The sequence below is a fragment of the Streptomyces abikoensis genome (assembly GCF_014648775.1).
Lineage (GTDB): Bacteria > Actinomycetota > Actinomycetes > Streptomycetales > Streptomycetaceae > Streptomyces > Streptomyces abikoensis.
In genome coordinates this window covers 389,592-411,915 of the sequence record NZ_BMRT01000005.1, presented here as the reverse complement: position 1 = coordinate 411,915, position 22,324 = coordinate 389,592, and the positions used below count along the sequence as shown (strand labels likewise).

23 protein-coding genes are annotated in these 22,324 nt (G+C 70.0%); 10 read left to right on the top strand and 13 right to left on the bottom strand.

Annotated features, from left to right (window positions below; translation table 11 throughout):
• Positions 1 to 206: 206 nt before the first annotated feature.
• Positions 207 to 515, bottom strand: a complete 309-nt coding sequence (locus tag IE096_RS19795) for a DUF8827 family protein (protein ID WP_099199098.1) — start codon at positions 513 to 515, stop codon at positions 207 to 209.
• Between the two features lie 334 nt (positions 516 to 849).
• Here IE096_RS19795 and IE096_RS32000 point away from each other — a divergent pair, with 334 nt between their 5' ends.
• On the top strand, positions 850 to 2,361 hold the full coding sequence (locus tag IE096_RS32000; protein ID WP_189453528.1) for a serine/threonine-protein kinase: 1,512 nt from the start codon (positions 850 to 852) through the stop codon (positions 2,359 to 2,361).
• 109 nt (positions 2,362 to 2,470) lie between these two features.
• Here the strand turns inward: IE096_RS32000 and IE096_RS19785 are convergent, their stop codons facing one another.
• The 6 genes from IE096_RS19785 to IE096_RS19760 form a co-directional block, all read right to left on the bottom strand.
• Complete coding sequence (locus IE096_RS19785) at positions 2,471 to 2,680, bottom strand: DUF397 domain-containing protein (protein ID WP_373298165.1); 210 nt, start codon at positions 2,678 to 2,680, stop codon at positions 2,471 to 2,473.
• The gene (locus IE096_RS19780) at positions 2,635 to 3,390 is read right to left on the bottom strand and encodes a putative endonuclease domain-containing protein (protein ID WP_189453526.1); all 756 of its coding nucleotides are present in this window, start codon (positions 3,388 to 3,390) and stop codon (positions 2,635 to 2,637) included. Before IE096_RS19780 ends, IE096_RS19785 begins: the two co-directional genes overlap by 46 nt.
• 531 nt (positions 3,391 to 3,921) lie before the next feature.
• Positions 3,922 to 4,326 carry a hypothetical protein gene (locus IE096_RS31525; protein WP_229820381.1) on the bottom strand — a complete coding sequence of 135 codons (405 nt, stop codon included), beginning with the start codon at positions 4,324 to 4,326 and terminating at the stop codon, positions 3,922 to 3,924.
• A gap of 137 nt (positions 4,327 to 4,463) precedes the next feature.
• Positions 4,464 to 4,925, bottom strand: a complete 462-nt coding sequence (locus IE096_RS19770) for a carboxymuconolactone decarboxylase family protein (RefSeq protein ID WP_189453524.1) — start codon at positions 4,923 to 4,925, stop codon at positions 4,464 to 4,466.
• A gap of 209 nt (positions 4,926 to 5,134) precedes the next feature.
• Positions 5,135 to 5,326, bottom strand: a complete 192-nt coding sequence (locus IE096_RS19765) for a DUF397 domain-containing protein (protein WP_189453522.1) — start codon at positions 5,324 to 5,326, stop codon at positions 5,135 to 5,137.
• Between the two features lie 8 nt (positions 5,327 to 5,334).
• On the bottom strand, positions 5,335 to 6,318 hold the full coding sequence (locus IE096_RS19760; protein WP_229820380.1) for a helix-turn-helix domain-containing protein: 984 nt from the start codon (positions 6,316 to 6,318) through the stop codon (positions 5,335 to 5,337).
• A gap of 650 nt (positions 6,319 to 6,968) precedes the next feature.
• On the opposite strand from IE096_RS19760, the gene IE096_RS19755 reads away from it, so the two are divergent.
• From IE096_RS19755 to IE096_RS19745, 3 genes are all read left to right on the top strand, one after another.
• On the top strand, positions 6,969 to 8,732 hold the full coding sequence (locus IE096_RS19755) for a serine/threonine-protein kinase (RefSeq protein WP_189453520.1): 1,764 nt from the start codon (positions 6,969 to 6,971) through the stop codon (positions 8,730 to 8,732).
• Between the two features lie 75 nt (positions 8,733 to 8,807).
• Positions 8,808 to 9,833, top strand: a complete 1,026-nt coding sequence (locus tag IE096_RS19750) for a C40 family peptidase (RefSeq protein WP_308430360.1) — start codon at positions 8,808 to 8,810, stop codon at positions 9,831 to 9,833.
• A gap of 292 nt (positions 9,834 to 10,125) precedes the next feature.
• A complete protein-coding gene (locus IE096_RS19745) occupies positions 10,126 to 10,836 on the top strand; it encodes a phosphatase PAP2 family protein (protein ID WP_189453613.1) in 711 nt (236 codons plus the stop codon).
• Between the two features lie 102 nt (positions 10,837 to 10,938).
• Here the strand turns inward: IE096_RS19745 and IE096_RS19740 are convergent, their stop codons facing one another.
• Positions 10,939 to 11,100 (bottom strand): hypothetical protein, encoded by a 162-nt coding sequence (locus tag IE096_RS19740; protein ID WP_189453518.1) that lies wholly within the window; start codon positions 11,098 to 11,100, stop codon positions 10,939 to 10,941.
• 89 nt (positions 11,101 to 11,189) lie between these two features.
• Here IE096_RS19740 and IE096_RS19735 point away from each other — a divergent pair, with 89 nt between their 5' ends.
• Together IE096_RS19735 and IE096_RS19730 are read left to right on the top strand one after the other, a co-directional pair.
• Positions 11,190 to 12,344 (top strand): hypothetical protein, encoded by a 1,155-nt coding sequence (locus tag IE096_RS19735; RefSeq protein ID WP_189453516.1) that lies wholly within the window; start codon positions 11,190 to 11,192, stop codon positions 12,342 to 12,344.
• 143 nt (positions 12,345 to 12,487) lie between these two features.
• Complete coding sequence (locus IE096_RS19730; protein ID WP_189453627.1) at positions 12,488 to 12,709, top strand: hypothetical protein; 222 nt, start codon at positions 12,488 to 12,490, stop codon at positions 12,707 to 12,709.
• Here IE096_RS19730 and IE096_RS19725 read toward each other — a convergent pair.
• On the bottom strand, positions 12,695 to 13,072 hold the full coding sequence (locus IE096_RS19725) for a metal-sensitive transcriptional regulator (RefSeq protein WP_189453514.1): 378 nt from the start codon (positions 13,070 to 13,072) through the stop codon (positions 12,695 to 12,697). The genes IE096_RS19730 and IE096_RS19725 overlap by 15 nt on opposite strands.
• Before the next feature lie 265 nt (positions 13,073 to 13,337).
• Between IE096_RS19725 and IE096_RS19720 the strand changes: the two genes are divergently transcribed.
• Positions 13,338 to 13,958 (top strand): DUF47 domain-containing protein, encoded by a 621-nt coding sequence (locus IE096_RS19720; RefSeq protein WP_189453512.1) that lies wholly within the window; start codon positions 13,338 to 13,340, stop codon positions 13,956 to 13,958.
• A gap of 6 nt (positions 13,959 to 13,964) precedes the next feature.
• Entirely contained in the window at positions 13,965 to 14,963 is a 999-nt protein-coding gene (locus tag IE096_RS19715) for an inorganic phosphate transporter (RefSeq protein WP_189453510.1), read from the top strand.
• Positions 14,964 to 15,156: 193 nt separating this feature from the next.
• Here IE096_RS19715 and pstB read toward each other — a convergent pair whose 3' ends face one another.
• From pstB to pstS, 4 genes are all read right to left on the bottom strand, one after another.
• Positions 15,157 to 15,936, bottom strand: a complete 780-nt coding sequence (gene pstB / locus IE096_RS19710; protein ID WP_189453508.1) for a phosphate ABC transporter ATP-binding protein PstB — start codon at positions 15,934 to 15,936, stop codon at positions 15,157 to 15,159.
• A gap of 35 nt (positions 15,937 to 15,971) precedes the next feature.
• Positions 15,972 to 17,039 (bottom strand): phosphate ABC transporter permease PstA, encoded by a 1,068-nt coding sequence (pstA, locus tag IE096_RS19705; RefSeq protein WP_189453612.1) that lies wholly within the window; start codon positions 17,037 to 17,039, stop codon positions 15,972 to 15,974.
• An 11-nt stretch (positions 17,040 to 17,050) separates the two neighbouring features.
• Positions 17,051 to 18,013 carry a phosphate ABC transporter permease subunit PstC gene (gene pstC, locus IE096_RS19700; RefSeq protein WP_189453506.1) on the bottom strand — a complete coding sequence of 321 codons (963 nt, stop codon included), beginning with the start codon at positions 18,011 to 18,013 and terminating at the stop codon, positions 17,051 to 17,053.
• Positions 18,014 to 18,214: 201 nt separating this feature from the next.
• Positions 18,215 to 19,348 carry a phosphate ABC transporter substrate-binding protein PstS gene (gene pstS, locus IE096_RS19695; RefSeq protein ID WP_189453504.1) on the bottom strand — a complete coding sequence of 378 codons (1,134 nt, stop codon included), beginning with the start codon at positions 19,346 to 19,348 and terminating at the stop codon, positions 18,215 to 18,217.
• A 348-nt stretch (positions 19,349 to 19,696) separates the two neighbouring features.
• Here pstS and IE096_RS19690 point away from each other — a divergent pair, with 348 nt between their 5' ends.
• Both IE096_RS19690 and IE096_RS19685 read left to right on the top strand, forming a co-directional pair.
• On the top strand, positions 19,697 to 20,770 hold the full coding sequence (locus tag IE096_RS19690; protein WP_308430362.1) for a C40 family peptidase: 1,074 nt from the start codon (positions 19,697 to 19,699) through the stop codon (positions 20,768 to 20,770).
• 290 nt (positions 20,771 to 21,060) lie between these two features.
• A complete protein-coding gene (locus tag IE096_RS19685) occupies positions 21,061 to 22,290 on the top strand; it encodes a PP2C family protein-serine/threonine phosphatase (protein ID WP_189453501.1) in 1,230 nt (409 codons plus the stop codon).
• Positions 22,291 to 22,324 lie beyond the last annotated feature (34 nt).

The window sequence follows — 22,324 nt, the reverse complement described above, 5'->3', positions numbered from 1 at the left end:
CTCCCTCATACGTCGTGGCCGGCTTGCCGCCCGTATATGACGGTAGCGGTGTGAACGGAATCCCGGGGGAGGGCGTGGAGGAGTGAGGGGGCATCAGTTGGCAGCCTCGATGGAGGTGGGCTGGGGGACGAGAGGGTCTGCGCTGAGACGAAGCACCGGCGGTGCACACGGGCTCGGGTGGGGGCGGAAGGGGCGCGTGGAGGGGCTCAGACCGCCATGCCGTAGACGATGGTGAACAGCGTGCCGAGCGAGCCGATGATGAAGACGCCGGTCAGACCGGCGACGATCAGCCCCTTGCCCTGCTCGGCGCTGAAGGTGTCGCGGAGGGCCGTGGCACCGATCCGCTGCTTCGCCGCACCCCAGATCGCGATCGCGAGACAGAGCAGGATCGCGACGGCCATGATGACCTCGATCATCACCCGGGCCTCCCGGCCCAGTTGGCCGAAGGGACCCCAGTTAGGGGCGATTCCGCCAATAATGGTGTTGATGTCGCCTTTACCGGCCGCCAAGAACATCTCTAACTCACCGCCCCATATGGGTAGTTGTGTCCACCCTGCCGCACGGCAAAGGCCGGAACCTATCTTCGCTGACATACCGCCGTTCGCATGTCGATTTGGCGGCATTTCTTGTCGGAACCCGTATGACCGGCGGTTGCATGGCCCTGACCTGCGACAAGGCCCGTTGTCAGTGGCGGGTCCTATGGTGACTCTGTGTATCACGCGTATGGACGGCGGGCAATGTCCGGCCATGTGAGGGGTATCGCAGGGGGGACGGGGATGTTCGAACGGCAGTGTGTTCGGTGGGTACTCTTCCTGGTCTGCGCATGGTTCAAGATCAAAGGTGGTACGGGTGCTGGTAGCCGGTCGGTACCGGTTGGGGGAGCCGCTCGGCCGCGGCGGCATGGGCGAAGTCTGGCAGGGCCAGGACGAGGTGCTGGGCCGTCAGGTCGCCGTCAAGCTCCTCCTGGGCGACGACGGCGACGAGTCGGCCGCCATGCGTTTCCGGATGGAAGCCCAGACGGCCGCCCGCCTGAACCACCCCCAGGTCATCGCCGTGTACGACTTCGGCGAGTGGGAGGGCCGCTTCTACCTGGTCATGGAGCTCGTCCAGGGGCCGAGCCTGGCGGGGGAGCTCGCCGAGCAGCGCGTCCTCGCGCCGGCCCGCGCGGCCGGCCTGGTGGCCCAGGCCGCCTCGGGCCTGGCGGCCGCGCACCGGCAGGGAGTGGTCCACCGGGATGTGAAGCCCGGCAACCTCATGATCGACGCCGCGACCGGCACGCTGAAGATCGGCGACTTCGGCATCGCCCGCTTCGTCGACGAGACCTCCGCCGGGCTGACCCGGGCGGGCCAGATCGTCGGTACGAGCACCTACCTCGCCCCCGAACGCGCCCTGGGCCGGACCGCGGGTCCCGAGTCGGACGTGTACGCGCTGGGCTGCGTGCTGTACCAGATGCTGATCGGTCGGCCCCCGTTCTGGGACGAAAACCCGACCGCCCTGCTGTACCTCCACGTGGACAGCCCGCCCGAACCCCCGCGCGATTACCGCCCCGACGTCCCGCCCGCCTTCGAGGATTACCTGCTGAGGATGCTGGCGAAGCAGCCGGAGGAGCGGCCGTCGGCACAGGAGGTCGCGGACTTCTTCTCGGGCACGGCGTGGCGGGGCTCGCCCCAGCCGTCGTCGCCGCCCATGGCCTCGCCGTTCGCGACGGACGTGCCCCAGGCCGCCCAGTCGGTAGCAGGGCTGGCTGAGGCGTCGGCCGTGGTGACGGGGCCGCCGCCCGTGCGCCCGTCCGTACCCGCTGTCGCGCCCGCGGCTGCACCATCGGCCACGCCCTCGGCCGCGTCATTGGGCATGCCTGCGGCCATGCCCCTGGCCGCGCCTTCGGCCCCGGTCGCGCCTTCGGCCGTACCGTCCCAGGGCGGCGTCGGACCCCGGACGGGCTCGTCGGCCGCACCCCCGCATCCGCAAGCGGCCCCCATGCCCCACGGGCTCCCCGCGCCCCCCGTGGGCACGGGAGTGCCACCCATGCCGTCCGTCCCGCCCGTGACACCCGTACCGGCCGCAGCGCCGCATCCGGCGCCGCCCATGGCGGCAGGGCCGGTGTCGGGGCCGGCGTCAGAACCGGTGTCGGGGCCGGCCTGGGCTCCGCCGGAGTCCCTGGGCTTCGCCTCGCACGTCCCGCCGTTGCCGCCGGCGCTTCAGCGGGAGACGACGACCACGTACGCGCTGCCCTCCGCGCGGACCAGGGCCGCCGCTGCGGCCGGCGCTGCCGGGCGGCAGCGGCCGAAGGTGCTGCTCGCGGCCGTCGCCGGAGTGATGGTCTTCGTCGTGGCCGCGCTGATCGGTGCCGCGCTGTTCTGAGCTCGGCTCCGACCGGCTCCAAGCGCGTCGCCGGAAGTCCGGTGCGTCATCTGCGGGTGCGTCGTGGCCGAGCGCGCAGTTCCCCGCGCCCTTCGGGGAGCTGCCGACCCTAGTCGTCGAGGCCCTCGACGAAGTGGTCGAACTCGCCTGCCCTGACGCCCAGGCAGAAGGCCTCCCACTTCTTCTCGGTGGTCACGACGACCGTCTCGGGGTTGATGTTCTCCCGGATGTAGACGTTCCCGTCCCCGCCGAAGGCCACCTCCAGGTATTCGGTCATCGTCTCGTCGTCGGTGGCCGGGATCCAGTTGAGCTCGGGCACGGCAACGCCCCTTCACGCGATGGGATGTTCGGATGAACGTCGGCGACCACGATAGAGGAGCCCGCTGACTCCCGAAGCCTGCTCAGCGCCTCCTGGATGGTGTGAATCATCAGCCTCGGCCGACGGAAGACGTCGTCGCCGCTGAACCGGAGCACCTGGCGGATGCCCTCGCAGCCGGATAGCTCGTTGAAGCGAAGGATGTCGTTCTGGTGCGCGGACCGGCTGCCGTGCCAGGTGTATCCCTCGATCTCCACGCCCAGCCCTTCCGCCCTGAAGAGGAAGTCGAGCCGCAGCAGTCGGCCGTTCGGCGTCGTCACCTCGGCTTGCGATTCCGGATGCAGCCCGACGCCGTGCATCCACAGCCGCGCCATGCTCTCCGCCGGGGACCCGGAAACCGGGTCGGCCAGCGCGAGTGCCTCCCGCGCCGACCGCACGTTCCGCCGGCGGCGGCCGCAGCGTCCGTCAAGGTGTCTGCCAGGGCGTCCGTCGACGCGTTCGTCGATGCGTCCGTGCGGATGTCTGTCAGGGCCCAGCGCCTCGCGGATCTGCTCCCGGTCGGCCAGCCCCTGGGCAAGCACGAAGTCGGCGGCGATCACGGCCTCGTGGGCGGGCAGGGCCATCAGCAGGTCGCAGATGGTGCGGAGCGCCGTGGTGACCCGTACACCGGCGACCACCGTGGTCTCGCGCGCCGCCAACCGTATGGCGTGCACGACGACACCGGGCACCCGCGTCTGCCCCCGCCGACGCGGGTCCGTGAGCTCGATGACGTCGTCGCCGACGACCCGGAAGACGCGGCCGCGCCGGACGGTCCGGCCGTGCGGAAGGGCGGGAATGCCGTACAGAGCCGCCGCCGAGCCATGGCTTCCCACCCACTCCGGATGTCTCAATTGCACCGCGCGCAGACGCAGCCGCGTATCGATCCGCAGACCCGGCTGCCCCCACGCCCCGCAGTACAGCCGCGACCAGCCGGCCCGCCGTAGCGCCCCCGCCGCACCGCTTGGCCGCAGCCCGCACTCGACGGCCTGCGTCGTGAGCAGGACGCCGCCTTGCGCGGCGGCGACCTCGTGAAGATTTCGCTGATCCCCCCGTTTCATGTCCCCAGGACACCGCATGGAGTGGAATCCCGCGAGGCCTGTGGATAACCCGAGGGCCGGACGAGGGGCCGCTTCGTCCTACCTGCGCTTTTCTCGACTTCCCGGGGTGGGAAGTCGAGATCGGCGCTGCCTGTCAGAGCGTCGTCGTCACCACTGGTCGATGCCCATCTTCTTTGCCGCCTTGTGGATCGCGTTGTAGTGATCGATCGACATGTCGGACTTCTTGCTGTTCGGCGGCAGATTCTTGTCGGCCTGCCGGAACTCGTCGCGCGCCTCGGCCAGCAGCTTCGTCCCGTAGCTGACCGGCACATCGGCTTTCCCGTGCACAGGATGCGACGAGGCGGCCGTACGGCTGCCCGCCTGGATGAGTGTGGATCGCGCCTCGTTGTAATCGGCTGCCTTCACCGTCTTCGGGTTCGCCGACACCGCGTGCGTACCGGAGACCGCACGGGCGTGATCGGCGCCGATCGCGGCGGAAGCGGGAGCGACGACCGCGGCGACGGCGCCGACTGTGATCGCGGCGACGAGACCGGCCCGGGCTATGAGGTTCATGGGGCACCTCTTCTTACTCGACGGAAGGATTCCAGGTGTTGCTAAGGAAAGCCTTCCCGTGGGGGATCGCTGCCCGATGAACAAAGGATGGACGCGCTGGTCGCCGGGGACAGACGAGGCCGAGCGGTGGCCCCGCCTCAGCCCCAGGTCGTACCGGCCGGCTCCTCGATCGTCGTGTTGATGCGGTTGAAGAAGTTGGTCATGGCGACCATCAGGATGATGGCGGAGAGCTGCTTCTCGTCGAAGTGATCCGCCGCCTCGTCCCAGATCTCGTCCGGCACGGCCTTGCCCGAACGGTCTGCGATCCGCGTCGCGGCCTCCGCCAGCGCCAGGGCGGCCCGCTCGGCGTCGCTGAAGAACGGCGCCTCGCGCCAGGCGGCGACCTGGTGCAGCCGCTCATCGCTCTCACCGGCCTTCTTGGCACTGGCGATCCCGCCGTACACACAGGCACTGCACCCGTTGATCTGGCTGGCCCGCAGGTGCACCAGCTCCAGAATCTGCCGCGGCGCGTCGCCCTGGTGCACGGCCGAGAGGATGCTCTGGATTCCCTTCATGGCGTCGGGCAGGACGAGTGCCGGGTTCTTCATGCGCGCGTTCATGTTGCGTTCCCCTCCGCAAGCCAGGTGACCGGCGCGTCTGCCGCACAAGCACCGGCCGGTCGATTTCCGTCATCACCGCACTGACGGATGGCGGCGGGGGAGTGTGACGCACGGGCGCGAAGAATTTCTGGCCGGGCCATTTGAGGCGCCGCCCCTCCCCATCTGCGTGCGGTCGCGTACCGCGTGCGGCCCTGCCGGGGCCTTGGCTGTCAGGCGGTCGCCCGTGAGTAGCGGAGCAGAGCCCGCAGGGTGTGGGGAGAGAGGGAGAGGGTGACGGTTGGGGTGTCGCTCTCGCGGAGGTGGACGGTGGTCGTGTCGTCGCCTGCGGCCAGCTCTATGCACTCGCCGTTGTTGCCGCTCGGTCCGCTGAAGGTCGACTTCTGCCATCGGGGCTCTGACATGACTTCCTTCACATCGTGTACATCAGGTGCTGGATGAGGCCAAGGGAATCCTTCCTCGCATGGAACTCAGGTTCGACTTGGGCGTCAATCGGCGGCAAGGCGGAGGTGCTGAGGGACTGAAAGAAACGGGAGAACTGGTTCAGGTGCTCCGGGTCGCTGATGAAGGGGGAGGCGACGGGTTGTTCCACATAGGCGGTGTTCAGTTCGGGAACCGGGCCCTCGAAGAGGACGAACGGCGTGCTGGACGTCGGCGGGTTGATGCTCGCTGTGAAAGGGAGGATCTGCACCTGCACGTGGGGCAGTCGTGCCATCCCGACCAGATGGAGGATCTGGCGACGCATGGTGTCCTCGGGTACGAACTGCATGCGCAGTGCCGCTTCGTGGATCACGGCGTGAAAGCGCAGCGATCCGTCCTTCAGGGCCCGTTGGCGGCTTAGCCGGAACTGGACGTACTTCTCGATCAGCGCTGGTTCGGTGTGAGGTTCGGCCGACTCGAAGAGGGCCTGCATGTACTCGGCGCTCTGGAGGAGCCCTGGCATGTAAAGCCACTGGAACGAGCGGCATCCGACGGCGGTGGCTTCGAGCTCGGCCAGGTCGAGTGCGTGCGGCCCCTGGATGTCCTTGTACTCCGTCCACCATCCCTTGCCCGTGGAGCGGCTCATCGCCACCAGCGCATCGACCAAGGGCTCCGAACGGCAACCGTAAGCTTCGGTGAGCGCCCGCAGCTTCACCTCGGGAATGGCTGTTCGAGCTGCTTCGATATGGCCCAGATGGGCCGGCCCGAGGTCGGCGAAGGCTGCCGCGCGCCCGACGGAGAGGCCCGACGAGGTTCGTAGCCTGCGCAGCTCGATGCCCAAACGCCGCTGTCGCTGCGTGGGGTTCGTGCGTAGGCCCATGGCGTCCTCCTTGTGATCGTGAGCAGTCTGCCGGTTTTCGACGCCTTGGAGGCACTCTTTGGGGTCAATCGACTGGAATCGGTTGCCGATCAGCAACCGGACTCCCTACCGTCGAACCCGACCCGCCCTCCCCGGCACGTAAGCCGGAAGTGCACCGCGTCCGCATGCGCGCCCATCCGCGCCCCGTATGCGTGCCCGGCAACGCCACCGCGATCCGCCGTCCAAGAGGGCATCCGGCATTCGGTGAAGCCCAGGAGTCACGCCATGTGTCCCATCACCACCGTCGTCCCCATCCGCCCCGACTTCTCCCTCGGTTTCCTCCCTGTTCCGAGCCTCGTCCGTGAGGTTCGTGCTGCCGTACGCGGCCTCCTTGTCGCCGCTACCGCGACGACCTCGTCGACGACACGCTTCTGCTCACCTCCGAAGTCGTCCCCAACGCCGTCAACGCCTGCTGTGGTAGCTCCTGCACGGCCCTCGTCACCGTCTACGCGAAGTGGATGTACGGCGGCGCCCTGCTCGTGCTCGTGCGGGACTACGCGCCCGGGGCGCCCGAGCGGCCGGTGCCGGTCGGGGACGCCGAGAGTGGTCGTGGGCCGGCGCTCGTCCGGGTCTGTGCCACGCATTGGGGGGTGTGCCGGCACGGGAGCGGTCCGGGGAAGGCCGTCTGGTTCCGCGTCGCGGCGGCAACACCAGCGCAGGTTGCTCAATGATCAGGGACATGGCGAGATGTGGCACAGTCTCACCTCGTGGAAGCGCTACGAGATCAGGACCCCGCAAGCATCGGTGTGCACACCGTTCTCGCCCGGCTCGGTGCCGGCGGGATGGGGCAGGTGTATCTGGGGCGGTCGCCCGGTGGGCGGCAGGTGGCGATCAAGGTGATCCGGGAGGACTTCGCCGAGTCGCCCGAGGCGCTGGCGCGGTTCCGCCGGGAAGTGGAGACCGTGCGCGCCGTGCGCAGCGCGTACACCGCCAACCTGATCGACGCCTCGCTCGAGGCGACCCCGTACTGGCTCGCCACCGAATACGTGCCCGGGCCGACCCTCGTGGAGGCGGTACGGGCGCGCGGGCCGCTGCCCGCCGACACCTGTCTGCGGCTGTTCGCGGCGCTCGCGGAGGCGCTCTCCCATGTGCACGAGCACGGGGTGCTCCACCGCGATCTGAAGCCGCACAACGTCATCCTCTCGGCCGTCGGGCCCAAGCTCATCGACTTCGGCATCGCACGCGGCGCCGAGCAGACCGCGCTCACCCAGGCCGGTGCCGCGCCGGGCACTCCCGGGTACACCGCGCCCGAGATCATCACACGGAACGACGTCAGCCCCGCCGCCGACGTCTTCGCGCTCGGCGCGACCATGGCCGTCGTGGCGACCGGACGGCCGCCCTACGGCGAGGGTTCGCTGGAGTCCGTGACGTACCGGGTCGTCCACGGCGAAGTGGACGTGGCCGGTGTGGAGCCGGCGCTCGCGGAGCTGATCCGGGACTGCGTCGCGGGCGATCCGGGCAAGCGGCCGGATCTCGCACGGATCATCGCGCGGTGCGGGGTGCGTTCGGCGCTCGTCGACGATCCGGTCTACCGGGAGTTGACGGCGGTGGGCGGCGGGACGCCCGCGCCTTCCGCCGCGTACGTGCCCACGTTGGTCCCGGGAGCGGTGCCGGGAGCGGCGCCGGGAGTGGCGCCGGGAGTGGCACCGGGAGCGGTGCCGGAGACGCCCTCGTCGCGTCCGCGGACGAAGCTGTGGCTGACCGTCGGCGCCGCCTCCGTCGCGCTCGGCGTGGTCGCGGCGCTCGCCGTCCAGTCGCTGAGCGGCGACGACGCGAAGGGCGGCACGGACAAGGCGCTGGGCAAGGGGGCGGCCAAGCCGGCCGCCTCCCCTGTCTCCTCCCCGGCCGCGTCCGGTTCGCCCTCGGGCCCGTCAGGACCTCCCGCCTCCGACGCGGGCAGCGGCGGCGGGAGCGGGAAGGAGCCCGCGTACGTCGAGGCGACCAACCCCAACCGCGACTACTGGACGGCGAAGGAGGGCTCCCTCTACGGCGAGGGGACGTGCAACATGCCCTCCGAGGAGCGGACCGACGGGCAGTTCCAGACCTCGGTGGCCGACGCGGTCAGGCCGGAGGTCCGAGTGATGTCCGGCAAGGTGAAGATTGGCTTCCGTTTCAAGTACGCCGACCCCGACCGGATCAAGTCGCCGTTCTACGTCTCGGTGGCCGTCAAACCTCCGCACGAGATCGATTCGTCGACCGGCAAGCCCCTGGACGGCCTGCGCCAGAACAACCTCGGCCTGGGCTACACCAGCAAGCCCGTCGACATCGCCCCCAAGGGGCCCGGGGGTTGGGGAGCCGACTTCAAGGAACTGACCTACCCCGACGACTTCCAGCAGTACGTGCGCGGGAAGCCGTACGCGCAGGCCATCCCCGTCAGCAACGACCCCGGGGACTGGACGGTGCTCTTCGAACACGTCAGGAGCGAGAAGGAGTACGCGAGCATCGGCTGCTACGGCTTCACCGCCAAATAGCACCCAGGGCGGGGGATCCGCACGATATTTCGGAAACGGCAGTGCAAGGGGCCTGCCATGGGGGAAGGTTGACGGGTGCGGAAGCTCTGGGTGGGCGTGGGTGTCGGCATCGCGATGTGCCTGAGTTTCATCGGGCTGCTCGTTGTCGGGGTGTACGTGGCCGCCGGGAACATCACCGGCCTGGGGAAGGGTGGCACGGTCGGGCTGGCCAAGGGCGCCGTGCCCGAGCAGTACCAGGCGCTCGTGGCGAAGTGGGGCAATCTCTGTCCCGCCCTCAACCCCGCCGTGCTGGCCGCCCAGCTCTACACCGAGAGCAACTGGGACCCGACGGCCAAGAGCCCCGCCGCCGCCATGGGGATCGCCCAGTTCATCCAGGAGACGTGGGACACCGAGGGCATCGACGGCAACGGCGACGGCAAGAAGGACATCTGGGATCCGGCGGACGCCATTCCGTCGGCCGCCTCCTACGACTGCCAGCTGTCCAAGGACGTAAAGGGTGTGGCCGGTGACATCACGGACAACATGCTGGCCGCCTACAACGCCGGCCCGTACCGCGTCATCAAGGCCGGCGGCGTCCCCGCCATCAGCGAGACGCAGGGCTATGTGAAGTCCATCCGCAGCCTGGAGAAGAGCTTCGCCCGGCCGGTCGGCCGGGTGGCGCCCTCGCAGCAGGCGGCCGGGGCCATCTACTACGCCCAGGAGAAGCTCGGCACCCCGTACCTCTGGGGTGGTGACGGCGGGCCCGAGGACAACGGCCGCTTCGACTGCTCCGGGCTGACCAAGGCCGCGTACGCCTCGGTCGGGATCGAGCTGCCGCGCGTCGCGAACGACCAGTGGAACGCCGGTCCGCACCCCAAGCGGGACGAGCTCCTCCCGGGGGACCTCGTCTTCTACGCGAACGACCTGAACGACCCGCGCAGCATCCACCACGTGGGTCTCTACGTCGGCGGCGGGTACATGATCCACGCGCCGCGGACGGGCGCCGTGATCCGGTTCGAGAAGATCGACTCGCAGCCGGACTACATCGGTGCCACTCGGGTCACCGCGGACGGGGCGAAGGCGCTGCCCGCCGCACAGGGGGCGGCGGGGAGGAAGTCCTGAGCCCTCCTCAGATCGACGCGGTGGTGTGTGATGCCGCATCAGGTGCGAATGGCTTGAACTCCCCGTGAACCTCACCCCTGAGCTGGGGTGATGGGTCACCCTTCGATAACGTCCAGGTGATCATTGGGTGGAGAGTGGAACGGCGGGCCGGAGCCAGGCGTTCCATTGGAGTGGGAAAGCAGCGCCGCGAGCTGCGGCGCACGGACCACGGGGGTCGGTGGCTGGGCGTGGTGTCGAGCGACAGATAGGGGCGGCGGCGATGGCTGGACTCGTGACGGGAGACTCCATGCCGGTGGCCGTGCTGGCCGGGGGCGAGACCAACCCCGACGTCAGCCTGCTCTACGACATCAACGGCATCGCCAAGGACGCACCCAACTGGGCCGACCGCACCATGGAATTCCTGGGCGAATACGGCATCCTCTTCGGCCTCGCCGTGCTGATGCTGTGCGCCTGGTGGAGCGTTCGCAAGAGCAAGGACGCCCCGGCCGGGACGGCCGCGCTGCTGTGGTCGCCGCTGGCGGCCGGGATCGCCCTGCTGATCAACGTGCCCATCCGGGGATTCGTCCGCCGGCCCCGGCCCTTCCTCGACCACCAGGGCCTGGAGGTGCTGGTCAAGGGGAAGACGGACTTCTCCTTCGTCAGCGACCACGCCACGCTCACGATGGCGCTCGGCGTCGGACTGTTCGTGGCCAACCGGAAGTACGGGCTCATCGGCATCGGGCTCGCCCTGCTTGAGGGATTCTGCCGGGTTTACATGGGCGTGCATTACCCAACGGACGTCGTCGGCGGGCTGGCGCTCGGGACGGCCGTCACGCTGCTTCTCGCCCCGTTGGCGATGATGCTGCTCACGCCGTTGACGCGGTGGGTTGCGGGGACGCGGCGAGCCGGGTGGCTCGTGCGGGCGGGTGACGCGCCCGCGCCCATCGTGCCGGCCGCGACCGTCGGCGATGCCGGTGGGGCCGGGCATGAGCTGCGGGTCCAGGACCGCGACCTGGCCGCGTAGCGCTTCGCCGGAAGCCGTACGCCATCTGCGGGTGCGTCGTGGCTGGTCGCGCCCACGCGGCGGTAGCCGTATAGCGACACTGTCCCGCGCCCCTTCGGGGCGCTACTGAGCCGCGTCGGACGTGGCCGTTACGTGCTTCTCCGCGTCCTCTCTCGCCAGGGAGCGGGCTCGGCGGGCCGGGCCGTACCAGCCGCAGGTGCAGCGAGCCGTGCAGAACGAGCCCCGTTCGCTCGTACTGATGATGTGGTCAGCGGGATCGGACACGTGACCACGGTACCCGGCCGTGACGACCTCCCCGGGGCGGTCGTTGGAAGAAGCGGGTTCCACTAGCGTGCGGCAGGGGGCTTACGGCCATGGCGGTGCAGGGACGCAGACGCGGAGGCGCGATCGTGGCCGCCGCGCTGGCGGGCGGCATCGCCCTCGGGGTGTTCGCCGTCTCCGGCTGCGCCGAGCAGGGCGGGCCCGCCGAGCGGGGCCAGGACGGCAAGGGCCTGTGGCACGCGGCGAGCGGTCAGGTCCGGCAGGCGCAGCTGGAGGGCCCGGTGGGAGTGGATCCCGCGCGGGCGCTCGCCGTCGTGCGGCACGCCCCCGAGGCCCTGGTCCGGGCCGGTGGCGCCAGGGTGCGGACGTCCATGGAGACCGTCAGTGGTGGGACGCGGCTGACGATCCGGGGCAAGGGCGGCTACGACTTCACCCGCCCGGTGGGGCGGCTCACCGTGACGCTGCCCGAGGGCGCCGACGGGAGCGTCGGCCGCCGGGCGATCACGGAGGTCTTCACGCCGGGCGCGCTGTATATGAAGAACCGGGGCGCGGGTGTTCCCGCCGGCAAATGGGTCCGGCTCGACACGGGTGCCCTCCCGGACGGCGATCTGCTCACGAGCGGTGCCACCGACCCCCTCGCGGCGGCCGAGCTGCTCGGCGGGGCGCGCGAGGTGGCGTACGTACGGGACGAGTGGATCGGCGACACGCGCGTGGGGCACTACTGGGGGACGATCGATCTCGACCGGGCCGCGCGCGCCGCGCCCGAACGGGACCGGGCCGCGCTGGCAGCCGCGGCGAAAGGGTTCTCCAGTGGGACGGTCGCGTTCGACGCCTATCTGGACGAGGCGGGGCGGCCGCGGGTGCTGCGGTACCGCTTCGGGGTCGGGGCGCGGGACGCACGGGCCGGCGGACGTGCGCCGGTGGGCGAGACGCGTGGCCCGCTGGGTGAGACGGGTGGCCCGGTGAGCGGGACGGGGATCGCCACGGCCCCCGCGACGTTCTCTCCCGGCGGCTCATCGGTCGGGGGCCCGTTGGCCGGCGGCTCGTCGGACGGAGGCTCCCCGGGCGGTTCACCCGGCGCGGGCCTTGCCGGGCCACCCGCCTACCAGCGGCAGAGCGCGGCGCCGGCCGCCCCGATGACGGTGGTGTCGACCGTCGAGCTCGGCTCCTTTGGATTCCGCCCGGACATCTGGCTTCCCGCGCCCGCCGAAATCTATGCGGGCACGGTCGCTTCGCCACAGAAATAACGCGGGAGGACATGGTTGGCCCTGGAAATGGTCCATCTGTGCCATGCGCGGCGTGTGTACCGATCACTACGCTGGAAAGCGGTGACCTGACGGCCTAGGCCGGTGAGTCCCGAAGCCCCCGAGGACCCGAGGAGGTGAATCGCGTGGTTCCGCGACGCGGTTTGTGCGGCGGGCCGGACCCCGTGGCCCTCATCGAGATCGATCTCTACGGTGAATTGATGATCGCGGCGTCCATGGCGGACGAGGAGCGGCTCAGCGTCGACCGGATCGATGAGGTTCTCCGCGTCGTCCGGCCCGTACGGCGGACGGAGTCGGGGAATCCCGCCGGCTCCGCCGGCCCCGGCCAGGCGTCAGGTGCGCAGTAGCCGCGCGATGGCGGCGCTGGCCTCCTCCACCTTCGCGTCGATCTCCGAGCCGCCCTTGAGGGCCGCGTCGGCCACGCAGTGGCGGAGGTGCTCCTGGAGGAGCTGGAGGGCGAAGGACTGGAGGGCCTTGGTGCTCGCCGACACCTGCGTGAGTATGTCGATGCAGTAGACGTCCTCCTCGACCATGCGCTGGAGGCCGCGGATCTGGCCCTCGATCCGGCGCAGCCGCTTGAGGTGCTGGTCCTTCTGCTTGCTGTAGCCGTGCGGGCCCGCAGGGGCCTCGTCGCCGTGGCAGGGCGCCCCTACCGGTTCAGCCCCGACCGGTTCAGTGGCACTGGTCACTGTGGCCTCCCTGGCCGTCATGGCGTCCTCCGGCGTTCCGCCGACGCGTCCGCGCTGGTCATCAGCGGGGGGCGGGTTGATGTCACGCTTGTCGGCGTCCTGCCGTTCCTCACCCGTTTGTATACCCCCAGCGGGTATATCGTACCCAAATTCACCGCCGGAGGCCCGTACCGCCTTCATGAGCACTCTGCCCGATGGGCGACACTGAGGGAATGCCAGTTAGCTGTGGCCGGATGATGCGCCTAGCATCAACGAGACCGAATCCGCTGCACCCCGAGGATCCCACGTGCGCTTTCGTCTGACCCCCAGGGAGACGAGCTTCTACGACATGTTCGCCGCCTCCGCGGACAACATCGTCACGGGCTCCAAGCTCCTGATGGAACTGCTCGGAGCGGATGCCTCCGCCCGGGCCGAGATCGCCGAACGGATGCGGGCAGCGGAGCACGCCGGGGATGACGCGACCCACGCGATCTTCCACCAGCTGAACTCCTCCTTCATCACGCCGTTCGACCGCGAGGACATCTACGCTCTCGCCGGTTCGCTCGACGACATCATGGACTTCATGGAGGAGGCCGTCGATCTGGTCGTCCTCTACCAGGTCGAGGAGCTGCCGAAGGGCGTCGAGCAGCAGATCGAGGTCCTCGCGCGGGCGGCGGAGCTGACCGCCGAGGCGATGCCGAACCTGCGGACGATGACCAACCTGACCGAGTACTGGATCGAGGTCAACCGTCTCGAGAACCAGGCCGACCAGATCCACCGCAAGCTGCTCGCGCACCTCTTCAACGGCAAGTACGACGCCATCGAGGTGCTCAAGCTCAAGCAGATCGTGGATGTGCTCGAGGAGGCCGCCGACGCTTTCGAGCACGTGGCGAATACCGTCGAGACCATCGCGGTCAAGGAGTCCTGACCTCCGGTGGATACGTTTGCACTTGTCGTGACCATCGCGGTCGCGCTCGGATTCACCTATACGAACGGCTTCCACGACTCCGCGAACGCCATCGCCACCTCGGTCTCCACGCGGGCGCTGACCCCGCGCGCGGCCCTCGCGATGGCGGCCGTGATGAACCTCGCCGGTGCCTTCCTGGGCAGCGGCGTGGCCAAGACGGTCAGCGAGGGCCTGATCGAGACGCCGACGGGCGACAAGGGGATGGGCATCCTCTTCGCGGCCCTCATCGGCGCGATCGCCTGGAACCTGATCACCTGGTACTTCGGTCTGCCCTCGTCCTCCTCGCACGCCCTCTTCGGCGGCATGGTGGGCGCGGCGCTCGCGGGCGGCACGACCGTCATCTGGACGGGCGTCATCGATAAGATCGTCGTCCCGATGTTCCTCTCGCCGTTCGTCGGCCTGATCCTCGGCTATCTGGTGATGGTCGCGATCATGTGGATGTTCCGGCGGGCCAACCCGCACAAGGCCAAGCGCGGCTTCCGCATCGCGCAGACCGTCTCGGCCGCCGGCATGGCGCTCGGCCACGGTCTGCAGGACGCCCAGAAGACCATGGGCATCGTGATGATGGCCCTGGTCATCGGTGATGTGCAGAGCAAGGGCGACGCGATCCCGGTGTGGGTCAAGCTCGCCTGCGCGATCATGCTCTCGCTGGGTACGTACGCGGGTGGCTGGCGCATCATGCGGACGCTGGGCCGGAAGATCATCGAGCTGGACCCGCCGCAGGGTTTCGCGGCGGAGACGACCGGCGCGTCCGTGATGTTCACGACCGCGTTCATGTTCCACGCGCCGATCTCGACGACGCACGTCATCACCTCGGCCATCATGGGTGTGGGTGCGACGAAGCGGGTCAACGCGGTGCGGTGGGGTGTCGCCAAGAACATCATTCTTGGGTGGTTCATCACGATGCCGGCCGCGGCGCTTGTCGCTGCGCTGGCTTACTGGGTGGTCAATCTCGCGTTCGGGTGACCCTTTCGCCGGACGAGTAAGGGCCCGCCCCCTGGTACGAACAGGGGGCGGGCCCTTTGCCTTGCGGTGGCACCGCCATGCAGCACCGCGAGGCGGCTTGTATGCGGGTGCGGGTCGTCTGTGGCTGGTCGCGCCCGGGGGTCCGGGGGTGTCCCCCGGAGAACACAGCCCCGCGCCCCTTCGGGGCGCTCCCTTACCCGAAGCGGCCCGAGATGTAGTCCTCCGTGGCCTGGACCGACGGGTTGGAGAAGATGCGCTCCGTGTCGTCGATCTCGATCAGCTTGCCCGGCTGGCCGACGCCCGCCAGGTTGAAGAAGGCGGTGCGGTCGGAGACCCGGGCCGCCTGCTGCATGTTGTGGGTCACGATGACGATCGTGAACCGTTCCTTCAGCTCGCCGATGAGGTCCTCGATGGCGAGCGTGGAGATCGGGTCGAGCGCCGAGCAGGGCTCGTCCATCAGCAGGACCTGCGGCTCGACCGCGATGGCCCGGGCGATGCACAGGCGCTGCTGCTGACCGCCGGAGAGGCCGGCGCCCGGCTTGTTGAGGCGGTCCTTGACCTCGTTCCAGAGGTTGGCGCCCTTGAGGGACTTCTCGACGATCCCGTCCAGCTCGGACTTGCGGTACCGGCCGCCGTTGAGGCGGACGCCGGCGACCACGTTCTCGTAGATGGACATGGTCGGGAAGGGGTTCGGGCGCTGGAAGACCATGCCGACCGTGCGGCGCACGGCCACCGGGTCGACCCCGGAGCCGTACAGGTTCTCGTCGTCCAGCATCACCTTGCCCTCGACCCGGCCGCCGGGGGTGACCTCGTGCATCCGGTTGAGGGTGCGCAGGAAGGTGGACTTGCCGCAGCCGGAGGGGCCGATGAAGGCCGTCACGGAGCGGGGCTCCACGGTCATCGAGATGTCCTCGATGGCCTTGTGGGTGCCGTAGTAGGCGTTCAGGCCGCTGACGTCGATTCGCTTGGCCATGGGATCACTACTTCTTTCGTAAAAACGCGTCCGCGTCAGCGGCCGGCCTTGGGGGCCTTCCAGCGGGCGATGCCGCGGGCCACCAGGTTGAGGATCATGACGAAGGCGATGAGGACCAGGGCCGCGGCCCAGGCGCGGTCGTAGCTGGCCTCGTTGCCGGCCGCCCACTGCTCGTAGATGTAGTACGGCAGCGAGGACTGGGCGCCTTCGAAGGGGTTGTTGTTGATCACCTGGGAGCCGAAGACCAGGAGGACGATCGGGGCGGACTCACCGGCGATCCGGGCGACCGAGAGCATCACACCGGTGGCGATGCCGCCGATCGCGGTGGGCAGGACCACCTTGAGGATCGTGCGCCACTTGGGCACGCCCAGGGCGTAGGAGGCCTCGCGCAGCTCGTTGGGGACGAGCTTGAGCATCTCCTCCGTGGAGCGGACGACGACCGGCATCATCAGGATGGCCAGGGCCATCGACCCGGCGAAGCCGGAGTAGCCGTTGTCCATCATCAGGATCCAGAAGCTGAGGACGAACAGGCCCGCGACGATCGACGGGATGCCCGTCATGACGTCCACGAAGAACGTGACGGCCTTCGCGAGCTTGCCGCGGCCGTACTCGACCAGGTAGATCGCCGTCAGCAGGCCGATGGGGGCCGCGATGGCGGTGGCGATGCCGACCTGCTCCAGGGTGCCGATGACGGCGTGGTAGACGCCGCCGCCGGGCTGGATGGTCAGGACGCCGGCCATGGAGTGGGAGAGGAAGTTCCCGTCGAGGACCTTCGCGCCGCGCGAGACCGTCTCCCAGATCAGCGAGACCAGCGGGACGACCGCGAGCAGGAAGCAGACCCACACCATGCTGGTGGCGAGACGGTCCTTGGCCTGCCGGAGGCCCTCGACGCGGGCCGCCAGGGCGAACATCCCGGCGACGAAGACCACCGCCGCGATCAGGCCCCACTGGATGCGGCTGCCGAGGCCCGCGCCCAGGCCGATGCCGACGCCGATGGCGACCGCGGCGGCCGCGAGGGCGGCGGGTGCCCAGCGCGGCAGGCGGGGCTGGCGCAGCGTGTACGAGGGGAGGGGCGTGCTGTCGGCGACGACCGTGCTGTCCATGGTCACGTCGCTCATGCCGTGTACTCCTTGCGGCGGGCGATGATCAGCCGGGCTGCGCCGTTGACCAGCAGGGTCAGGACGAAGAGGACGAGACCGGAGGCGATCAGGGCGTCCTTGCCGATCTCACCGGACTCCTTGAAGCTGCTCGCGATGTTCTGGGCGAACGTTCCGCCGCCCGGGTCGAGCAGGCTCTTGCCGATGGTGAAGCTGGGGGAGAGGACGGTGGCGACGGCCATCGTCTCGCCGAGGGCGCGGCCCAGGCCCAGCATCGAGGCGCTGATGACACCGGAGCGGCCGAAGGGGAGGACGGACATCCGGATGACTTCCCAGCGGGTCGCGCCGAGTGCGAGCGCGGCCTCCTCGTGCATCTTCGGGGCCTGGAGGAAGACCTCGCGGCTGACGCTGGTGACGATCGGCAGGATCATGATCGCCAGCAGGATGCCGATGGTGAAGAGCGAGCGGGCGGCGCCGCCCTGGTAGGCGAAGATCCCGGTCCAGCCGAAGTAGTCGTTCAGCCAGGTGTAGAGCCCGCCGAGGTGCGGCACCAGGAAGAGGGCGCCCCACAGGCCGTAGACGATCGAGGGGACGGCCGCGAGCAGGTCGATGACGTAGCTCAGCGGCGCGGCGAGCTTGCGCGGCGCGTAGTGCGAGATGAACAGCGCGATGCCGATGGCCACGGGCACGGCGATGAGCATCGCGATGAGCGAGCTGACGACCGTGCCGAACGCCAGGACCGCGATGCCGAACTTCGGCGGCGTGGAGTTGGCGGCCCACTCGAAGGTGGTGAAGAAGTCGCCCTCGTTCTTGGAGAGGGCGCTGGTCGCCCGCACGGTGAGGAAGACCGCGATGGCGGCCATGATCACCAGGAGCAGGATCCCGGATCCCCGGGAGAGGCCGAGGAAGATCCGGTCACCGGCGCGGGAGGTTTTCCGCGGGGGCGGTGGGCCGGGGGGTGTGGCTGAGGTTATTTCCATGGGTTTCTCCGGTCTGCGGGGCGGCTGGCGCCGGGCCTTCCCGGGTTGCTCGGCCCGGTCGGGCCGGGTCGGCGCCAGCGCGCCCTGGTGCGGCGGTGCACCGGATGGGGCGGGCGGGGCTCGGGGGCGGGTGCGCCCCGGTGGGCGGTTTGTGCCCACCCGTTCCGCCCTGCGGAACGCCTGCCCACAAACCAGGTCAGGTCAGGAGAGGGAGGCGACGGCCTCGCGGACCTTCTTGGCGATCTCGGTGGGCAGCGGGGCGTAGCCGAGGCCCTTGAGGACCGACTGGCCGTCCTCGCTCGCGATGTAGGTCAGGAAGGACTTGGTGGCCGGGAGGGTCTCGGCCTTGTTGCCCTTGTCACCGACGATCTCGTACGTGACCAGGGTGATCGGGTAGGCGCCCTCGGCCTTGGTGGCGTAGTTGAGCTTCAGGGCCAGGTCCGAGCCGGAGCCGACGATCTTGGCCTCGGCGATCGCCTTGGAGGCGTTGTCCGAGGTGGCCTCGACCGGGGCGGCGGCGCCGGTGTTGAGCTTCACCGTCTTGATGCTGTTGGCGGTGGCGTAGGACAGCTCGAAGTAGGAGATGGCGCCGGAGGTCTGCTTGACCTGCGAGGAGACACCCGCGGAGCCGTCGGCCGACTGGCCGCCCTTGGCCTTCCACGCCTTGGCGGGCTCGTACGACCAGGAGGAGGGCGCGGCGGCCTTGAGGTACTTGGTGAAGTTGTCCGTGGTGCCGGACTCGTCGGAGCGGTGGAACGCCTGGATCTTCAGGTCGGGGAGCTTGGCGTCCTTGTTGAGCTTGGCGATCGCCTCGTCGTTCCACTTCTCGATCTTGCCGTCGAAGATCTTGGCGAGGGTGTCGGCGTCGAGGACCAGGCTGTCCACGCCCGGGACGTTGTAGCCGATGGCGATGGGGCCGCCGACCATGGGGAGGTTGATGCCCTGGCCGCCCTTGACGACCTCCTTGGACTTGGTGACCTCCTCCGGCTTCAGCGCCGAGTCGGAGCCCGCGAAGGCCGTCTTGCCCTGGAGGAACTCCTGGACGCCGGCGCCGGAACCCGTGGCCTTGTAGTTGATCTGGGTGTCCTTGCAGGCCGCCGAGTAGTTCTTGACCCACAGGTCCATGGCGTTCTTCTGCGCGGAGGAGCCGGAGGCCAGCAGCTGGCCCTTGCCCTCGCACTTGATGTTGCCCGCCGCCTTGGTGGAGTCGCCGCCGCCCGTGGAGCCGCCGCCGCTGTTGTCGTCCGAGCCGCACGCCGTGAGCACCAGGGCGCTCGAGACGGCGATGGCGCCGAGAGCGACGGTGCGAAGCCGGTTCTTGCGCTGAAGCTTCACTTTCGGGAGTTCCTTCCGGGAGCCGCCGCTGGGGCGGCGTGCGAGAGGTGTCGGTACGAGCGGTCCTGCCCGCACCCTCTACTCGGCGAAATTAGGCAGATCAGGTGAAGCGGTCGATGGGTGAGAGTGAACGGAGGGTGAACCTCACCCGTCAGGGCGGTTGCCCGCACGAGGGTCCGGTTCCTTGTGCAGTGTGACGCAGATCTCTGTCGATTTGACGCCAGGCATGGCAGCATCCGAACCTCGCGTGACGGTATGTCAGGCATGGGGGTGAAGGTGCGGAGGTGGCCGGTGGGGCGTCCGGACAGGCGAAACGATGACCGTACGAGCGGTGGGCGGCGCTTGGCGGTGGCGACGGCGCTCGTGTGCGCGGCCGGGCTGGCGGTGCTGGGCGCGCCCGGCGTGACGTACGCGGCGCCCGGGCCGACCCCGGGCCCGACGTCCTCGGCCACCGGTGGGGGTGCCGCGGCGGACGACGCCACCCGGCGCCTGGAGGCCATCCACAAGGAGGTCGAGGAGCTCTACCGCAAGGCCGAGACCGCCACCGACGCCTACAACGCCGCCGGTGAGCAGCTGCGCCTCCAGGAGAAGTCGGTCGCGGAGCTCACCCAGCGGCTGGAGGCGGCCCGGAAGCGCATGGACACGCTGCGGGCCCAGGCGGGCGCCCTGGCCCGCGCCCAGTACCGCAGCGGTGGCTTCAACCGGACGCAGCTCTTCCTCAGCGGTTCCCCCGACTCCTTCCTCGGCAACGTCTCCCTCGCCCGCAAGGGCGAGCAGGCCACCCGCCGGATGCTGACGGAGGTCACGGCCGCGAAGGCGGACCTGGAGCGCTACACCCAGGCCGCGGACGAGCGCCGGAAGACGCTGGACGCGGAGAAGAAGAAGCGCGAAGCCGCGAAGAAGGAGATCCAGGAGCGGCTCGATACCGCCAAGCAGCTGGAATCACGACTCGCGGACCAGGAGAAGGAGAGACTTCGGCTGCTGGAGGAGGAGCGGGCCCGGCAGGCCCAGGACCGCTGGCTCGCCTCGGACGCCGCCAAGTGGCTCACCGGCCGGGGCTCCGTCGCGGCGTCCGGCGACGCCGCCCGCGCGATCGACTTCGCGACCGCACAGATCGGCAAGGACTACGTCTGGGGCGCGGAGGGACCGGACACCTACGACTGCTCCGGCCTCACCCTCAAGGCCTGGGCGGCGGCGGGCCGGGCCATCCCCCGCACCTCTCAGGAGCAGTGGCGGCAGCTGCCCAAGGTCGACGTCAAGGACATGCGCCCCGGCGACCTGGTCATCTACTACGCGGACGCCAGCCACGTGGGCATGTACATCGGCGACGGCCGGATCGTCCACGCGCCGCGGCCGGGCCGGCAGGTGACCATCACGGGCGCGGGCTCGATGCCGGTGCTGGGGGTCGTACGGCCGGGGTAGCGACGGCGGGGTGGTGAAGGGAGCCGGGCCGTACGCCGGGGTGTCGACGGGCCCGTCCGGGCGCCCGGCGGTGGCTCGACCATCAGCTCGTAGGACGGTCCGCTTGTCCTCGCGCGGGCGTCAACTCCCGTCACCCGTAAGGCATATGACGGAGGCGGGTGGCTGCGTACCATTCCGCTCGGGCGGGCTCTGGCGCTAGGGTCACGTTCTGTACTCGTCTGTCGGCGAGGTGCCGCGCCCCCGGGCGGGGGCACCCCCTCGTGGTGGCCGGGGGAGGAAGGACCGAAGCGATGCCCGTATCCGCGCCCTGGCCGGCGGAGCCGCCCGCCGTGCCGCCCGACGGCGGGCTGACGCTGCTGGTGATCGAGGACGCCCCCGGCGGGGCGCTGTCCGGCCCCCGCATGGCGGAGATGACCGGCACGGCCGAGGGGCCCGTGCGCATCCGGACCGCCCGCAACCTCACCGAGGCGGAGCGGCTGCTCACCGACGACGTGCAGTGCATCCTCCTCGACCTCGCCCTCCCCTCCCGGGCCTACGCCCCCGGGGGCGGCCACGAGCTCGACACCCTGCGCCAGGTGCTGCGCCTGGCACCCCATCGGGCCGTCCTGGCGCTGACCGCCGAGACCGACGCCGCGCGGGCGGCGGAGGCGGTCCGGGTCGGCGCGCAGGACTACCTCTTCCGCGACGAGCTGGACGGCCGGGTGCTCACCCGGGCCATCCGCTACGCCGTCGAGCGCAAGCGCGCCGACTTCGACCGGCGGCAGCTCACCGAGACCCGGCTGCGGGCGCAGGAGAACGCCCGGCTGGAGCGAGGCCTGCTGCCCCATCCGCTGCTGGCCGGCTCCGAGCTGCGCTTCGCCGCCCGCTACCGGCCCGGCCGCAGCCGCGCCCTGCTCGGCGGGGACTTCTACGACACGGTCCGCACCGCCGACGGCACGGTCCACGCGGTGATCGGCGACGTCTGCGGGCACGGCCCCGACGAGGCGGCGCTCGGCGTCGAGCTGCGCATGGCGTGGCGGGCGCTGACGCTCGCCGGGCTGTGCGGCGACGAGCTGCTGGTCACCCTCCAGCGGGTGCTCGAGTACGAGCGGGCGGACGAGGAGGTCTTCGCGACCCTGTGCATGGTGGACATCGCCCCGGGCGGGCGCTCGGCCGCGCTCTGCCTCGCCGGGCACCCGGCACCCCTGCTCGTACGCCCCGGGCACGCCCCGGCCCTGCTGCCGCAGGAGGGCGGCGGCCCGGCGCTGGGGCTGCTGTCCGCCGCGCGCTGGCCGTACCGCGAGATCCGGCTGGGGGCGGAGTGGAGCCTGATGATGTACACGGACGGCCTGGTCGAGGGCCGGGTGGGCGCGGGCACCCGGCGGCTGGGCCAGGAGGGGATGATCGAACTGGTCGCCCGCCGGCTGAAGGAGGGGCTGACCGGGGAGGACCTGCTGGAGGCTCTCGTGGCGGAGGTACGGGCGCTCAACGGCGGTGACCTGACGGACGACCTCGCGGTGATGCTGCTCGCCAGGGGATAGGCGCGGCCGGGCTTTCCCGAGTACTTCCGGGCGC

Bases quoted from the DNA above. Each gene is read 5' to 3' on its own strand.
- IE096_RS19765 (WP_189453522.1), bottom strand. From the start codon at position 5,326: ATGTCAGAGCCCCGATGGCAGAAGTCGACCTTCAGCGGACCGAGCGGC.
- pstC (WP_189453506.1), bottom strand. From the start codon at position 18,013: ATGGAAATAACCTCAGCCACACCCCCCGGCCCACCGCCCCCGCGGAAA.
- IE096_RS19770 (WP_189453524.1), bottom strand. From the start codon at position 4,925: ATGAACGCGCGCATGAAGAACCCGGCACTCGTCCTGCCCGACGCCATG.
- IE096_RS19795 (WP_099199098.1), bottom strand. From the start codon at position 515: ATGTTCTTGGCGGCCGGTAAAGGCGACATCAACACCATTATTGGCGGA.
- pstA (WP_189453612.1), bottom strand. From the start codon at position 17,039: ATGGACAGCACGGTCGTCGCCGACAGCACGCCCCTCCCCTCGTACACG.
- IE096_RS31525 (WP_229820381.1), bottom strand. From the start codon at position 4,326: ATGAACCTCATAGCCCGGGCCGGTCTCGTCGCCGCGATCACAGTCGGC.
- IE096_RS19725 (WP_189453514.1), bottom strand. From the start codon at position 13,072: ATGACGGCCAGGGAGGCCACAGTGACCAGTGCCACTGAACCGGTCGGG.
- pstB (WP_189453508.1), bottom strand. From the start codon at position 15,936: ATGGCCAAGCGAATCGACGTCAGCGGCCTGAACGCCTACTACGGCACC.
- IE096_RS19735 (WP_189453516.1), top strand. From the start codon at position 11,190: ATGGCGGTGCAGGGACGCAGACGCGGAGGCGCGATCGTGGCCGCCGCG.
- IE096_RS19685 (WP_189453501.1), top strand. From the start codon at position 21,061: ATGCCCGTATCCGCGCCCTGGCCGGCGGAGCCGCCCGCCGTGCCGCCC.